This window comes from Gottschalkia purinilytica, assembly GCF_001190785.1.
GTDB classification, from domain to species: Bacteria; Bacillota; Clostridia; order Tissierellales; family Gottschalkiaceae; genus Gottschalkia_A; species Gottschalkia_A purinilytica.
This window is the reverse complement of the sequence record NZ_LGSS01000017.1, coordinates 45417-60455: the sequence shown is the minus strand read 5'-3', so window position 1 is coordinate 60455 and position 15039 is coordinate 45417. Positions and strand designations below refer to the sequence as shown.

At 27.5% G+C, this 15039-nt stretch carries 16 protein-coding genes; 1 reads left to right on the top strand and 15 read right to left on the bottom strand.

The annotated features are described in order from the left end of the window. Positions 1–94: 94 nt before the first annotated feature. The 9 genes from CLPU_RS13970 to surE form a co-directional block, all read right to left on the bottom strand. Positions 95–868 (bottom strand): CheR family methyltransferase, encoded by a 774-nt coding sequence (locus CLPU_RS13970; RefSeq protein WP_050356287.1) that lies wholly within the window; start codon positions 866–868, stop codon positions 95–97. Between the two features lie 170 nt (positions 869–1038). After that, complete coding sequence (locus CLPU_RS13965) at positions 1039–3012, bottom strand: bifunctional 4-hydroxy-3-methylbut-2-enyl diphosphate reductase/30S ribosomal protein S1 (RefSeq protein WP_050356286.1); 1974 nt, start codon at positions 3010–3012, stop codon at positions 1039–1041. Positions 3013–3023: 11 nt separating this feature from the next. Further along, positions 3024–3608: a lysophospholipid acyltransferase family protein gene (locus CLPU_RS13960; protein ID WP_050356285.1), complete on the bottom strand. Its 585-nt coding sequence runs from the start codon at positions 3606–3608 to the stop codon at positions 3024–3026. After that, complete coding sequence (gene cmk / locus CLPU_RS13955) at positions 3608–4270, bottom strand: (d)CMP kinase (protein WP_050356284.1); 663 nt, start codon at positions 4268–4270, stop codon at positions 3608–3610. The genes CLPU_RS13960 and cmk overlap by 1 nt, the downstream gene beginning before the upstream one ends. A 136-nt stretch (positions 4271–4406) precedes the next feature. Further along, positions 4407–4859, bottom strand: a complete 453-nt coding sequence (locus CLPU_RS13950) for a hypothetical protein (protein ID WP_050356283.1) — start codon at positions 4857–4859, stop codon at positions 4407–4409. Positions 4860–4934: 75 nt separating this feature from the next. Next, positions 4935–6170, bottom strand: coding sequence for a BaiN/RdsA family NAD(P)/FAD-dependent oxidoreductase (locus tag CLPU_RS13945; RefSeq protein WP_050356282.1), 1236 nt, complete (start codon positions 6168–6170; stop codon positions 4935–4937). A 3-nt stretch (positions 6171–6173) separates the two neighbouring features. Beyond that, complete coding sequence (locus tag CLPU_RS13940) at positions 6174–6785, bottom strand: histidine phosphatase family protein (RefSeq protein ID WP_050356281.1); 612 nt, start codon at positions 6783–6785, stop codon at positions 6174–6176. 286 nt (positions 6786–7071) lie between these two features. After that, the gene (locus CLPU_RS13935; protein ID WP_050356280.1) at positions 7072–7944 is read right to left on the bottom strand and encodes a MurR/RpiR family transcriptional regulator; all 873 of its coding nucleotides are present in this window, start codon (positions 7942–7944) and stop codon (positions 7072–7074) included. Positions 7945–7972: 28 nt separating this feature from the next. Further along, entirely contained in the window at positions 7973–8728 is a 756-nt protein-coding gene (surE, locus tag CLPU_RS13930) for a 5'/3'-nucleotidase SurE (protein ID WP_050356279.1), read from the bottom strand. 226 nt (positions 8729–8954) lie between these two features. Between surE and CLPU_RS13925 the strand changes: the two genes are divergently transcribed. Next, positions 8955–9593 (top strand): hypothetical protein, encoded by a 639-nt coding sequence (locus CLPU_RS13925; protein ID WP_050356278.1) that lies wholly within the window; start codon positions 8955–8957, stop codon positions 9591–9593. An 18-nt stretch (positions 9594–9611) separates the two neighbouring features. On the opposite strand, the gene mnmM is transcribed toward CLPU_RS13925, so the two are convergent. The 6 genes from mnmM to CLPU_RS13895 form a co-directional block, all read right to left on the bottom strand. Beyond that, complete coding sequence (gene mnmM / locus CLPU_RS13920; protein WP_200898602.1) at positions 9612–10184, bottom strand: tRNA 5-(aminomethyl)-2-thiouridylate-methyltransferase MnmM; 573 nt, start codon at positions 10182–10184, stop codon at positions 9612–9614. Between the two features lies 1 nt (position 10185). Continuing rightward, a complete protein-coding gene (locus CLPU_RS13915) occupies positions 10186–10620 on the bottom strand; it encodes a GNAT family N-acetyltransferase (RefSeq protein ID WP_050356276.1) in 435 nt (144 codons plus the stop codon). A 121-nt stretch (positions 10621–10741) separates the two neighbouring features. Beyond that, positions 10742–11452: a pseudouridine synthase gene (locus CLPU_RS13910; RefSeq protein ID WP_050356275.1), complete on the bottom strand. Its 711-nt coding sequence runs from the start codon at positions 11450–11452 to the stop codon at positions 10742–10744. Positions 11453–11531: 79 nt separating this feature from the next. Continuing rightward, on the bottom strand, positions 11532–12812 hold the full coding sequence (locus tag CLPU_RS17935) for an FAD-dependent oxidoreductase (RefSeq protein WP_050356274.1): 1281 nt from the start codon (positions 12810–12812) through the stop codon (positions 11532–11534). Beyond that, entirely contained in the window at positions 12805–13773 is a 969-nt protein-coding gene (locus CLPU_RS13900; protein WP_050356273.1) for a sulfide/dihydroorotate dehydrogenase-like FAD/NAD-binding protein, read from the bottom strand. Before CLPU_RS13900 ends, CLPU_RS17935 begins: the two co-directional genes overlap by 8 nt. Positions 13774–13890: 117 nt before the next feature. Then, positions 13891–15006 (bottom strand): D-alanyl-D-alanine carboxypeptidase family protein, encoded by a 1116-nt coding sequence (locus CLPU_RS13895; protein WP_050356272.1) that lies wholly within the window; start codon positions 15004–15006, stop codon positions 13891–13893. Positions 15007–15039 lie beyond the last annotated feature (33 nt).

Genomic DNA, 15039 nt, shown 5'->3' with positions numbered 1-15039 from the left:
CATAGCTACAAGCTTTTTGGAACCACCTGCATAGCAGGTGGTTTTCTACATACAATAAAAAAGGCAGTCTATTAATAAGACTACCTTTATATAACTATGCTTCTTTTTGATAAAAAAACATTTTAGTTGATTTTAAATTATATCTATCAGGCATGATTATTTGTTCTGTACTTCCTACAAATAATATGCCATCTTTACTTAAAGAGTCATGGAACTTTTTATATATTATATTCTTAGTCTCTTCAGTGAAGTATATAAGAACATTTCTACACAATATAATATGACAGTCCATAGGATATCTATCTTCTAATAAATTTAGCTTTTTAAAATCTACACAGGACTTAATGTCCTCTTTGATTTTATAAGACATTCCTATTTTATCAAAATATTTCAACTTAAAATCATTAGGTAAGTTTTGCAGACTTTTTTCACTATAAACACCTAATTTGGCTTTTTCAATGGCTCCTGCATCTATATCTGTTGCAATTATTTTTACATCCTTTAAATTATAAAACTTGGATAGAAGCATTACTAAAGAATAGGGTTCTTCCCCTGTAGAACAAGCACTACTCCATATAGTAAGTTTTTTGTACTTCTTTATTAAATTAGGAAGAATATCTTTTTCTAAGCACATCCATTGAGCTGGATTCCTATAGAACTCAGATACATTTATAGTTAAATAATTTATAAATTCATTAAATAATTTTTTATCTTTTTTTAATGCTATATAATAGTCATCAAAGTTTTTATAGCCATTTCTACTGATTAATGACTCTATTCTTCTTTTCATTTGTTTTTCTTTGTAGCAAGATAGATTTATATTTGTTAGAGAATAAATATTTTTTTTAAACGCCTCATATTTGTCCATTTTTTTCCCCTTTTCTAAAATTTATCCATAATAGATTATGTATATTCTATAATAAAAAAAAGACTGTGGCAATACTATGCCACAGAATAATATAAAGGGGGTCTTGATGATTTTGTGAGGTCTTTCTTATTTTTTACATTCTAAATTTTTTTATACACTTTAGATTGAACTTATTTGAGATTTTTTACATTTATTATATCACCTATTGTAAATGACTCATCAGTATTATATTTTTTATACTCTTCATTTTGTTTCAAATCAGCTTCTTTTATACTTAGTTCTATTCTTCTTTGTTCTTCATCTATACTTAATATCTTTATCCTTACTTTATCACCTACGTTAAGTATTTCTGAAGGTTTAGATATATTTTCGTCTGTAATTTGTGTAATATGAACTAGTCCTTCTATTCCAGGTTCTAATTCTACAAATGCACCGAAATTTAATAATTTGACTACTGTTCCATCTATTATACTACCTACAGTATACTTGTCTTTAACTTTTTCCCAAGGATGTTGTTGTAGCTGTTTTAGGCCTAATGATATTCTTTCTTTAGCTTTATCCAAATCAAGAATAATTATTTCAATTTCATCTCCAACATTAACAACCTTACTTGGATGTTTTACTTTTGTCCAGGACAAATCTGATATGTGTAATAAGCCATCTATTCCTCCTATATCTACAAATGCACCAAAGTCTGTAATTCTTTTAACTTTTCCTTTTATAATCTGGCCTTTTTTAATATGACTCCAAGTTTTTTCTTTTTCATTTTCTTGTTCTTCTTGCTCTATCAATTTTCTAGATAAAACTATACGATTTTTAGTTTTATCTAAGTCTATAACTTTTACATCTAACTCTTTATTCAAGTATGAATTAAAGTCTTTTATATATTTATTAGATACCTGAGATTTTGGAATAAACCCTCTTAATCCAAGTATATTTACTATGAGGCCATTATCTGAAACTTCTTTGACTTTAACATTTATTATAGCTTCGTTTTTATATAATTTAGAAACTTCTTCCCAATTTTTTTTATTATCTACTCTCTTTTTAGACAATAAGACATTTCCTTCTCCATCATTCATATTGATTACAAGTACAGAAATTTTATCACCTATTGAAACTATCTGTGATGGTAATACATCTTGATCATTTGTTAGTTCTTCTTTTTTTATTATTCCATCAGACTTATAACCTATGTTTACTACTACCTCATCATTACCTACTAGTATAACTTCTCCTTCTAATATATCTCCCTTTCTTATATTAGTAAAAGTATTATTTAAAGCTTGTGACATATCATTGATATCATTTGAAATATTAGACATTTTATTATATACCTCCTCTATTATCCATGCAGGGGTAGAGGCACCTGCAGTTATCCCTATTATTTGATAATTTTTGAGTTGTTCCAAAGGCAATTCTTCAGCAACTTCTATATGATATACATTTTTGCAATATTTTTTACTGATTTCAACTAGTTTTTGTGTGTTAGAACTATGATATCCTCCTATAACAATCATTGCATCTGCCTGCTTAGCTACATCTCTACAAGAACTTTGACGTACATTTGTAGCATTACATATTGTATTATTTATATGGACTTCATTACTTTTTTTAGAAACTAACTTTGACAAAGTTTCAAATTTTTCATTAGTTATAGTAGTTTGTGCAACTATACATACCTTATTAAGAGATGGTAACTTATTTACATCATCTTCACTATTTACTGAATATGCTTTATTGTCACACCAACCTTTTATACCTATTACTTCAGGGTGATTTGAGTCACCAATTATAACTACATCATATCCATTTTTATAACAATCATGAGCTTTTCTTTGCACATTTCTAACAAATGGACAGGTGCAGTCTACTACTTCTATATTTTTTTCTTTAGCTTCATCGTATATACTTAAAGGAACTCCATGAGATCTTATTACTACTTTTCCTTTATCAGCTTCACTTATGTTTTCTATAACATTAAGTCCTTTTTTAGATAACTTGTCTATAACTTGTTTATTATGAATAAGAGGTCCTAAAGAATATATATTTTTATCTTTGTTTTCAAATTGATTTATTGTTGATTCTATAGCTTTCTTTACTCCAAAACAAAATCCTGCATTTTCAGCTATAATTATTTTCAAAGTTATACCTCCTATCTATCCTTATATTTATATATTTCTTTTAATACCCTTTTGCTTAGCTCTCTATAGTCATCAGTACTTAATTTTTTATCATAATAATCTTCAAAAGAAATTGGTTTTCCTATTATTACTTTTAACTTTGTAAAAGGCTTATAATTAGTATCTATATATACTGGAACAATAGGAGATTTAGATTTTATACTTATCATGGCTACACCTGGTTTTACACTGTCTAAGTTCATTTCAGTCATACGAGTTCCTTCTGGAAATAATGCAAAAACTTTGTCTTCTTTAAGTATCTTAAGAGAATTACGAATAGCACTTAGGTCTGCTCCTTCTCTATCAACTGGAAATGCACCTAGTCCATTAAAAATTATTTTAAGAAATTTATTTTTAAATAGTTCTTTTTTTGCCATAAAGTGTAATTGCCTTGGAGATATTGCTGCTATAAGAATTGGATCTAATAAATTTACATGATTTGAACAAATAATAACCTTACCATTTTTAGGTATATTTTCAATTCCTATTATTTTTAATTTATATCCTAGTTTAAACATTATTTTAGATAAATTTTTTACAAGATTATAAAATATCATTATATATTCCCTTCCATTTTCATTTTGTCTAGTATAAGTTCTATTACTTCATTAATATTTTTATTAGTAGTATCAACTTCTATTGCATCTTCACTTTTCTTCAAAGGAGCTATACTTCTCGTACTATCTATTCTGTCTCTTTTAATTATATCGTTTTTTAATTTATCAAAGTCTATGCTGATTCCTTTGTCTATAAGTTCCTTATATCTTCTTGAAGCTCTTTCTTCAACTGAAGCTGTTATGAAAAACTTAAACTCTGCATTTGGTAAAACAGATGTTCCAATATCTCTTCCATCCATTATTATACTTTTATTTTTTGCTATATCTCTTTGAATTTCTACTAACTTTTCTCTGACTTCTTTTATCTTTGCAACCAAAGATACTTTAGAACTAATTTCATTAGTTCTAATTTCTTCATCTACGATTATTCCGTCTAAGAATATATGATTGTTTTTAAAGTCAATAGTTGTGTCTCTCAATGTATTTTTTATAGTTTTAATATCATTAAAATCTATATTATTTTTCACTAATTTTAAAGTAAAAGCTCTATACATAGCTCCTGTGTCAATGTAAATAATATTAAGTTTTTCGGCTATAATTTTTGCTATGGTACTTTTACCTGCTCCAGCTGGTCCATCAATAGCTACGGAAAAATTTTTCATATGTACATATCCTCCTTGATAATGCATAACCACCTTATTCATTAGGTGGCTTAAATTTTGAAAATATATTTTTAATATATCTTAATAAAATAAAAACTCAAATAATATCATATTAATTATATATTAATTCTTTTTTCTACTCAAGATTATTTAACTCCACTTTACCTAACATTTCCATAGACTTATTTGTCTCTACTACAGTATTTAACTTAGGTTGTGCAATATTTTCAGTAACTCCTACAACTTCTATTTTAATACTCTCATCATACATTGATCCATCTACTTCTATTAAATCATTATCTTTTACACTCAAAACTAGTTCTAAGTTATTTTCAAACTTATGTTTTTTATCACCATTTACTAATATTTCAATGTTTTGAAAACCCTTTTTTGTTTTTTTTAAAACTACATAAGCATTATCTTTATTAGAGTTTTGTTCAAATATTTTATCTAATTCTTCATTGAAAAACACTTCTGTACCCGTTGATTGCTTGTAAATATGTATGGATCCTAGTAGTATTATACTTACTATACAGAATCTAAGTATAGATTTTTCGATTTTTTCAAATATAGATTTCTTTTTACGCATATCGATCTCCCCTTTTTAATTTACCTTAATATGTTATGCTTAAAAATAAAAAAAATGTACTTTAAGTACATTTTTTTAACAGTTATATCCTGCTAGATATCCTGTAGAATATGCTATTTGTAAGTTAAAACCTCCAGTTAGAGCATCTACATCTATAACTTCCCCTGCGAAGAATAGACCCTTTATTATCTTTGATTCCATAGTAGAAGGATCAATTTCTAGTGTTGATATACCACCAGAAGTAATGATTCCCTCGTTTAAAGGTCTAAATTTCTTAAAGGTTAATGTAAGACCTTTAAGAATATTTATTAAGTGTGTTCTTTCTTCTTTTGTAATTTGATTGATAAATTTATCCTCTGGTATTCCTGATAGTTTTATTATTACAGGAATCAATTTTTTAGGTAATAGTTCGTTAAGAGCATTTTTAAACTGTTTTTTAGAATATTTTTCAAAGTCTTTTATCAATCTAGACTCCAATTTCTTAAAGTCTAAAGCTGGTTTTAAGTCTATTTTTATTTTAATATCATTACTTTTAGATATATATTTATTTATATAGTTACTCATGGTTAATACAATAGGTCCAGATATACCATAATGTGTAAATATCATTTCCCCAAATTCTTCAAATATTTTTTTATTCTCTGTATATGCTGATATAGTAACATTCTTCAGAGAAAGTCCTTGTAGTTCAGTTATCCAATTTTCTTTTACTTCACATGGAACTAAGGCTGGTTTTAGATCTATTATTGTATGATTAAATTTTTTAGAAAATTTATAGCCATCTCCTGTTGATCCTGTTTGTTCATATGATTTTCCACCGGTAGCTATTATCACTTTGTTAAACTTCAATATTTCATTATTCTGTGTTTTAATGCTAAACAATCCATTTTCATTATCCTTAATAATATCTTTTATTTCAGTGTTAAGTTTTATATTTACATTATTATCATTTAGAAATTTTTCCAAAGCCTTTATAACATCGCTAGATTTGTCACTTTCAGGGAATACTCTATTTCCTCTTTCTACTTTAGTTCTAACACCATATTTGTTTAAAAGATCAATTATATCTTGATTTGTAAATGTATAAAAAGCACTATATAAAAAAGTATTGTTTACGACAACACTTTGTATTAGATCTTCTATGTCTCCATTATTAGTTATATTACATCTACCTTTTCCAGTTATAAAAAGTTTTTTACCAAGTTTTTGATTTTTCTCAAATAACGTGATATTTTTGCCTCTAGATCCTGCTATACCTGCTGCTATCATACCAGCAGGTCCACCTCCTATTATTGCTACTTTTTCTTCCAAAATTTATTCCTCCCTAAGATGACTGGTATCATTTAATACTCTTATAACAGGAAAATAGTCTCTAAATTCTATTATACTTAACCCTACATTCCCTATAGATATTTTACCATAGTTACTTAAATCTATGTTTAGTATTCCAAGTAATAGAGATTTTATAGCTGTTCCATGAGATACAATTAGTACATTTTTATCTGGATTATTCTTTAAGATATCATTAACTTTATTCATCATTCTTTCTTGTACATCTATAAGTTTTTCTGCTCTATCTAGTTTAAAATTATGAGGCTCGGTTCTCCATATTATATTTTGTTCTTTATATTTTTCCTTTACTTCATCTAAAGTTAGTCCTTGCCAGATTCCGAAGTTTATCTCTCTAAAGTCTTTTAAGCTATTTACTGGTAAATTAATTTTATCACCTATTATTTTAGCAGTATCATGAGCTCTTTTTAAATCACTACAATATATTAAATCTATGTCTTCTTTACTTAATCTATTAGCTACTTTTTTAGCTTGAGCAATTCCTTGTTCTGTTAACTTTGTATCTTCTTGTCCTTGTACTTTATTTAATATATTCCACTCAGATTGACCATGTCTTACTAAATATAGTTTAGTCATTTATGAATTTCCTCCTTTTGTATGGGTTACTGTGTTTCCACATTAATTATACTATCTTTTGTTTATCTAGTGTTAAATTTAGAATTTTATTTTGTTTGTTTTTAATTTCACTTTATCATTTATGATAACATTTGATATGATAAAGCTGTTTGATTACCTTGAATTTTTAATAAATGTCCATTTTTCTTTATTTTTTAGTGTAAATTCTTATGTTATAGAATTTACACTAAAAAATAACAGGATGAAAAATCATCCTGTTATTTTTAGATACTAATTATCTTATATTCTATTTTTTATCTTTTCCATCGTATATATTGTACTCTTCCCATATATTTTCTAATTCTTTAAAGTATTCTGCTATCTCATTTTTTACTTGCATACCTATAGCTATTATCAAAGTATTTAGTAAACTCATGGGGGCTACTAGTGAATCAACAAACAGCACCATATTACTTTTAGCAAATAGTGTATAGTCTGCTATACTTGTTATAGGAGAAACTTGGCTATCAGTTATACCTATAACTTTACAACCTTGATCTTTAACATATCTTAAAGCATCTAATGTTTTTTTTGAATATCTTGGATAACTTATGCCTATAACTACATCATCCTCAGTAACTCTTAGTAATTGTTCAAATATATCACTTATTCCTAGACTTACAACTTTAACATCATCTAGCATGACGCCTAAATAAAATCCTAAATAAGCAGCTAAAGCATTTGAACTACGAAGTCCCAATATATATACTCGTTTAGCTTTTAATATACTACTTACCACTTCTTCAAACATATCTAGGTCTATATTATCTATGGTATCTCTTATATTTTCCATATCTTTTTTTAATACTTTTTTTAACCCTATATGTCTATTGGAATAGTCATCAGACATACTTAATCTTTGTACAGTAGTTAGTTTATTTTTTATTAGTTCTTGTAAAGCTTTCTGTAAATTTGGATATCCTGAATAACCTAATACATTAGCAAACCTAACAACAGTAGATTCGCTTACTCCTACAACTTCTCCTATTCTAGCTGCTGTCATGAATGCAGCTTTATCATAATGAGAAATTATATATTTAGCTATAAGTTTCTGACCTTTGCTCAACTCTTCAAAATTATTCTGAATTATATTAATTAAATCTTTTTTATCTTCAATCATAATCTCATTCCTTATAATTTATGTAGTTTTAAATCCATGTTTTCATTTTTTCTATAAGATTGTAATTTGTTAAATCAGTCTGTAATGGTGTAATGGATATAAATCCATCTTCTACTGCCTTTATATCACTTTCATCTTTATTTTCTACATCAGCTAAACTTCCTGACAACCAATAGTATTGTCTACCCAATGGATCTTTTCTTTCTATAAAACTATTATCATATTTTCTAACTCCTAACTCAGTAACCTTAATTCCTTTTATATTATCGATATCTAAAGAAGGAATATTTATATTTATTAAAAAATTATTTGAGTCACTATTCTTAATAACCATTTTAACTAGTTTAAGAATATAATATGAGGATGTCTTATAGTTTAACTTGCCGTCTTTAGCGACAGCTGATACGGCTATAGCTGATATTCCATGAAGAGCTCCTTCTATAGCCGCTGAAACTGTACCTGAGTATATAACATCTGTTCCTAAATTACCTCCATTATTAATTCCAGAAATAACGATATCTGGTTTCCAATTTAATAATGTTTCAATAGCTATTTTAACACAATCACTTGGAGTACCAGTAATACTCCAAGCTTCAACTCCATCTATATAATTATCTATTTTAGATATTCTAAGAGGATGATGCATAGTTATTGCGTGACTAATTGCACTCTTTTCTTCACTTGGAGCAACAACTACTACTTCTCCTATATCTGTCAAGCTACGAGCCAGTTCCTTTAACCCTATAGCGTCTATTCCATCATCGTTTGTTACAAGTATTCTCATTTATCTCTCTCCTTCTACTTGAACACAGTTATAATTTATTTATTAAGTTTTAATTATCTCAAATAAATAATAGCAAAAGATATTTACTTTTACAATTAATTTTAATTGACACATTTATACCTTTATAACTAAATTTTGATTCTACAACATCTTAATTTTATTAAAATATTATTTTGAAAATATGTAAATACTAATATTATATTTATATAGTTGAGGGGTGCTTTGAGTGATACAAATAGATGATGCAGGCAGTGGTAGTCTAATAGGTGGTACTTGTATTGGAGCTATAAGAGTGGAAACAGAAGAATATTATTACGAAATTATACCATTAGAGTTTTATTCTATAGAGAATTTTAATAAAAAATTATATCTTGATTATGTTGTAGATATTATTAAAAAGTTACTTTATAAACTTAAAGCTGATAAAAATGAACCTATTTACATATGTAGAGGTTATATGTTTGATAAAGCTAGAAAATGGTTATTAGATAAAAACTATAATTTTGAAAGTGTAAAAATAGTTGAACCATTGCAGTCTAAAATAGAGAAATCTTTTGAAGAATATAGCATTTCTCTTGGACTTTTTGAAACATTTATCAGATATACTAAATATCCTTTCCATTTTCATAGAATTTTAAAATGGGTTTATGCTGACTATGAAAATAGAAGTAATCTATGTAAAGCTGGATGGAAAAGCTGGCAAAAGTACGGTAATTTACAAACTAAATCCTCTGAATCTTTTTTAAAAAAATCTAATTATATATGTTTAAAATGTGGAAAAGCGATTGCTGATAACTCTAAAGTAAAAATTATTTCATATTATAGTGATAGATGTAATAGCGTATATCTTCATCACAAGTGTTAATATTTAATAATTACTAATCTAATTAGATTTTTTCTCTATTCCATATAAAATAGGTGGATGATTTATTTGATTTATAAAATCAAACTTTAATACTGTAAATTCCTTTTGGTTTAATAATTTCAAATAATCATCTATTTTTTCTTTTTCAATTTTTCCACTACTATGACCAGGATATACTACAATTAATAAAATTCCGTTATTATTTAATAATTCTAAGCTCTTTTCCACAGCCTTAATAGTAGAATCAGATTTAGTAGTTATACTATGATGTCCTCCTGGAAGATATCCAAGATTAAAGATTATAAAATCTACTTTTTCATTAATATATTTTTGTATATATTCGTGACTGTCCTTAATTAATCTTACTCGATTGTCTAAATTATTTTTTTCTAATTTAATTCTAGTACTATTAATAGCATCTTCTTGTATATCAAATCCATATACTTTGCCTTCGTTCCCAACTAATGAAGCCAATAAATTTGTATCATGTCCATTTCCTATTGTAGCATCTACCACAGTAGATCCTTCTACCACTCTTTTTTTCATTATATTATTAACTATATCAATAGCATTTACAAAGTATTTATACAACTTATTCACTCCTTTTACTTCTACAACTCTTACTAAATAAATTTTCTATGTTACATACGAGAAAACTATCTTTTGGAATATGGTTTTTCATATCTAAAGTTTTTTTGGCTTCTACAAATCCTTTTTTTAATAGATATTTACTTTCATTAAAATAATAAATATTCTTAATCCCTTTATTTAAACAATAATTAAATGCACCTCTTAAAAGACCATCACCTAAATCTTCTCCTCTTTTATCTTCTCTTATTATAATATATATTAATTCTTCTATAGAATTATAAGATGATATTTTAGTAGCTCCAATGATTTCTCCATTATCCAGCATTATATGTATAATATCATTCTTATTTATATCTTCTTTCATATCATAGTGTTTTAACATCAAATTCAAATTTTCTTTTTCTTCCTCAGTGCTTAATTTTTTTATTGTTATCATATAATATATCCTCCTAGTAAAACTTATTGAAATTACTATAATAGTATTACCTTTATTATAATAGAGTTATGATTATTTTTGAATGAATATAAAAAATAAATCATTGTAATATTACAATGATTTATTTTATTTCTTTTAAGTATTCTATTTCTTGTTCAGTTAGAAATCTCCATTTACCTAACCTTAAGTCTTTAAGTTTTATTGATCCTATTGATACTCTTTTCAAAGTTATAACTGGATGGCCTATTTTATCACACATTTTTCTTACTTGTCTGTTCCTACCTTCATGTATTTCTATTTCTACTGTACTACTATCTTTATTTGAATTTAATATTTTTATATTAGCTTCAGCGGTAATATATCCGTCTATGTTCAGTCCACTTTTAAATTTTCTTAATTCTTCTCTAGTTGGTATTCCTTTAATATCAGCTACATATCTTTTGGTTATTTCATGTTTAGGGTGTGTAAGCTTATATGCTAGTTCTCCATCGTTAGTTAGAAGGAGAAGACCTGATGTATCATAGTCAAGTCTACCAATAGGGTAGATTCTTTCATTTATATTTTTAACTAAATCTATAACTTTTTTTCTTCCTAATTCATCTGATAAAGTTGTAACATATCCTGTTGGTTTATTAAGAGCAATGTATACTTTATTTTTTTCTATCTCTATTTTTCTATTGTTCACCATTACATTATCATTTATTGGATCTATTTTAAAACCTAATTCATTTATTACTATACCATTTACTTTAACTTTTCCTTGCAATATCAATTCTTCAGATTTTCTTCTAGACGCTACCCCGCATTGAGCCATAAACTTTTGTAGTCTCATTCTAATCCTTCCTTTGTTTAATTATCCTTTCTTAATTATATAGCTTAGCATCTGTTTTTACAAATATACATTTTTTTAACTATATAAGTTTTTCATTATAAATTCCTAGTAAATTTACTCTTGATATTTTTCTCTTTATTTCTTCTTTATCAGTTATATATAATCCTGTTGATTTCATTCTTTGAAAGAACTCAGAGCCTGCAAATGTATATCTTTTCTTAAGCCCTTCTTCCGTTATAATTTGTTCATTTGCAAAAGCTATTATATCACCAATTGCTAAATTTCTAGGTAATTCTAATAAAGGCACTCCCAAGCTTAATCGTACACTATTATGTCCTGCTAACGTTCCAGTTGCAATTGCTTCTGTATGCCCTACAAATAATCCAGACTTTTCACCCGCACATAATAAGTTGTCAACTCCTCTAACTTTCATTGAATTGTTTCTTGGAGCTATTGAAAGATATCTAACTGAGTTTGCTTTTCCTCCTGCATAAGGATCCTCATATCTAGCATTTTCTAGTCCCTTTATTTTTCTAAGCTTCTCTAAGGGATAGAATGGTGCCATAAGCTTAGCATGCCCTGTATCTAATAAAACTATATTTTCAGCAAACTCCTTTAAGGCATATTGCTGACATACTTTTATATCTAGTTTTCCTAAGTTTATATCTTCTTCTGGTATTCGTAATACTGCTACTCCCTCTTTATTTAGTTTTTCAACTATTTCCGCACTTAGAGAGTCTTTATTTAATTTACATGATCCACTAAAAGCTCCATAAGATTCGTCGCCTCTTTTTCCTAATATATCTTCAACTCCTGCACGCTTACTAATACTTATTCTAGGTCCAAAAGAAGGACATCTTAAAATACACATTGAACATCCGTTTCCATACTTTAAACAATTTCCCATAGGTCCTGTTGATCCTGTAGTTTCTATAAATACATCTCCATAAATTACACTCTTATCAGATAATACAATTCCTTTTATTTTTTTATCTTCCTTTATAATATCAATTGCTCTACTTTCAAATAATATATTTATCCCTTTGTCTTTTAATAGTCTTCTAACTGTAGGTTCAACTTGTGTAACATCATATAAAGTAGCATGCTTATGTCCAGGAAACTCAATATTCTTATGTCTAGCACAGCTATCTGTTACATCAAATAGTTCAGGAGCTCCCAGAGCTATATTCTCCTCGGTAGCAGTATATCTACCATTATTTCTCATTATTCCTCCAACATTTCCTAAACCAATTAATAAATCAGTTCTCTCTATTAAAGTGACCTCTGCGCCTGCTTTTTTTGCAGATATCGCTGCTGCACATCCAGCCCATCCCCCGCCTATTATCACAACTTTAGTCATCAAAAACCCTCCTTTCAATAACTTTTCTAGCTTCTAACTGTGTCTTACAAGTTTTAGCTCTTACGCCATTAGATAATCTTATAGTACATCCCCCACATATGCCTTCTCCACAACATATTTCATTATTATTTGTTATTACAATATTAGGATTTACGCCTACTTGATCTATCATATTTATTACAGATGCATGAAGTACATCTGATCCGCCACTATAAACTAGTCCAATATCCTCATTTCTTAAGATATTCTTTATTAGAAACTTGCCATTTTCACTTTGTACGTCTTCTTCTATAATTCTTATATCTAGTCCATCTATTAGGTCTTCTATAAATATCTCACCTACTACGCCTTTATCTACTACAAAAATTACTTTGTTTCTATTCTTAATAAGTTTCTTTATAACTAAAATAGCTGGTGCTTGTGCAATTCCTCTAGCTATAACCAAACAGTTATCCTCTGAAACTTTTTTCAAACTTTTAAGTCCATATAGCCCATTCCAATAAGGTCCCCTTAATAAAAACTCACTTCTATCTTCATCTAATTTTTTTGTTTTAGCACCAAGAGTTTGATAGCTTATATATATATATCCATTAGAGTCATCTGCTTCCATTATAGACATTGGAACGTCAAAATAGTGTGGTAAGTCTGTACCTCTTAAAAAGACATATGCTCCTGGCTCTTTTAATTGTCTAGCAAGTGTTTTACTAACTTTTATTTTTAACATCATACAATTTGACCCTATACTTTCTCTCTTCTCTACTTGTACAGGTATATCTTCTCTTTGATAGGTCTTTTGATACCCATTATTTACATATTCTTGATATATACATGTACCTCTCCATTCACAGTCACAAAATTGCTTTCCTTGCAAATGAGAGCAAGTAATACAATTATTTGTTTCAGCTAAGTAGCAAGGACAATATTCACTTCCTGCATCTACACATTCAAGTCTATATTTCATTTCCTTCCTCCTTTCGTCTAAAAATAGGCTATACTTATAGAATATTTATTTACAATTTTTTTGTTACAAAAAAATAAAGCTGACATAAATTAAACCCATGTCAACTTTATAAAATCTCTATTCAAATATATTTGAAATAAAGTCTTTAACTTTATTACTTTTTCCCTTTTCATCTATTGTATCTTGAGATATCAAATTACTTGTAGATATAAGCTCTCCTTCTAAAAATATCTGTAAAGTACCTACTACATCTCCTTTTTTTATAGGCGTTTTAACACTATCTGGAACTTTAACTACAGCTTTTACCTTATCTACTTCTTCTTCCTTTAAAGGAACTAATAACTCCTTTTCTGTAAAAACTGGAATTTTGTCTTTGTTACCACCTATAAGAGATACATTTTTTATAAATTGTTTTTTACTATGAATTATATAAGGTTTATAGTTATCAAATCCATAATCCATTAGTGTATAGCAATCATTAAACCAATTTGAATCATTAAGTACAACTGCTATTAATTGTACTCCATTTCTAGTAGCACTCGTTACCAGACATCTCCCTGCTGCTCTAGTAAAACCTGTTTTTCCACCGTCTCCACCTTTATATTCTGATAATGTATCATTTTTATTATAAAAAAGCTTATTTTGTTCTCTATCTGCTGTCCACTTTTTAGCAGATGATATTTCTCTAAATTCCTTTAATTTCATAGCTTCTCTTGTTATCATTGATAAGTCATAAGCTGTTGTATAATGATTTTCATCATGTAATCCATGAGGATTTTCAAAATTAGTATTATTTAATCCTATTTTTTTTGCTTTTTTATTCATTTCATTAGAAAATTTTTCTACAGATCCAGAAATATGATTTGCTATAGCAATTGCAGCATCGTTTCCTGATCTAAGCATAAGTCCATAAAGTAAATCTCTTAAAGTAATTTTTTCATTTTCAACAAGATATATGCTAGATCCCTCAATTCCAGTCCATTCTTTCTTTATCTTAACTTTTTTATCTAGATCCCCTTTTTCTATTGCTACCAATGTTGTCATTATCTTAGTTGTACTAGCCATAGGAAGTTTTTTATTTGAGTTTAAAGAATATAAAACTCTACCCGTAGCACTATCTATTAAAATAGCACTTGAAGCAGATATAGGCAATTTATCTACTTCTCCATAGACCGAAGTAGTTAATATAAGTGTAAACAAAATTGTTATATATAAATATCTTTTTATTTTCAAATTAATCACTCCAACATGATTTTAATTCAACAT

What these genes read in the sequence shown, in the direction of transcription:
- CLPU_RS13970 (WP_050356287.1), bottom strand. Translation starts at nt 868, where the DNA reads ATGGACAAATATGAGGCGTTTAAAAAAAATATTTATTCTCTAACAAAT.
- CLPU_RS13960 (WP_050356285.1), bottom strand. Translation starts at nt 3,608, where the DNA reads ATGATATTTTATAATCTTGTAAAAAATTTATCTAAAATAATGTTTAAA.
- cmk (WP_050356284.1), bottom strand. Translation starts at nt 4,270, where the DNA reads ATGAAAAATTTTTCCGTAGCTATTGATGGACCAGCTGGAGCAGGTAAA.
- CLPU_RS13950 (WP_050356283.1), bottom strand. Translation starts at nt 4,859, where the DNA reads ATGCGTAAAAAGAAATCTATATTTGAAAAAATCGAAAAATCTATACTT.
- CLPU_RS13940 (WP_050356281.1), bottom strand. Translation starts at nt 6,785, where the DNA reads ATGACTAAACTATATTTAGTAAGACATGGTCAATCTGAGTGGAATATA.
- CLPU_RS13935 (WP_050356280.1), bottom strand. Translation starts at nt 7,944, where the DNA reads ATGATTGAAGATAAAAAAGATTTAATTAATATAATTCAGAATAATTTT.
- surE (WP_050356279.1), bottom strand. Translation starts at nt 8,728, where the DNA reads ATGAGAATACTTGTAACAAACGATGATGGAATAGACGCTATAGGGTTA.
- CLPU_RS13915 (WP_050356276.1), bottom strand. Translation starts at nt 10,620, where the DNA reads ATGATAACAATAAAAAAATTAAGCACTGAGGAAGAAAAAGAAAATTTG.
- CLPU_RS13910 (WP_050356275.1), bottom strand. Translation starts at nt 11,452, where the DNA reads ATGAGACTACAAAAGTTTATGGCTCAATGCGGGGTAGCGTCTAGAAGA.
- CLPU_RS17935 (WP_050356274.1), bottom strand. Translation starts at nt 12,812, where the DNA reads ATGACTAAAGTTGTGATAATAGGCGGGGGATGGGCTGGATGTGCAGCA.
- CLPU_RS13900 (WP_050356273.1), bottom strand. Translation starts at nt 13,773, where the DNA reads ATGAAATATAGACTTGAATGTGTAGATGCAGGAAGTGAATATTGTCCT.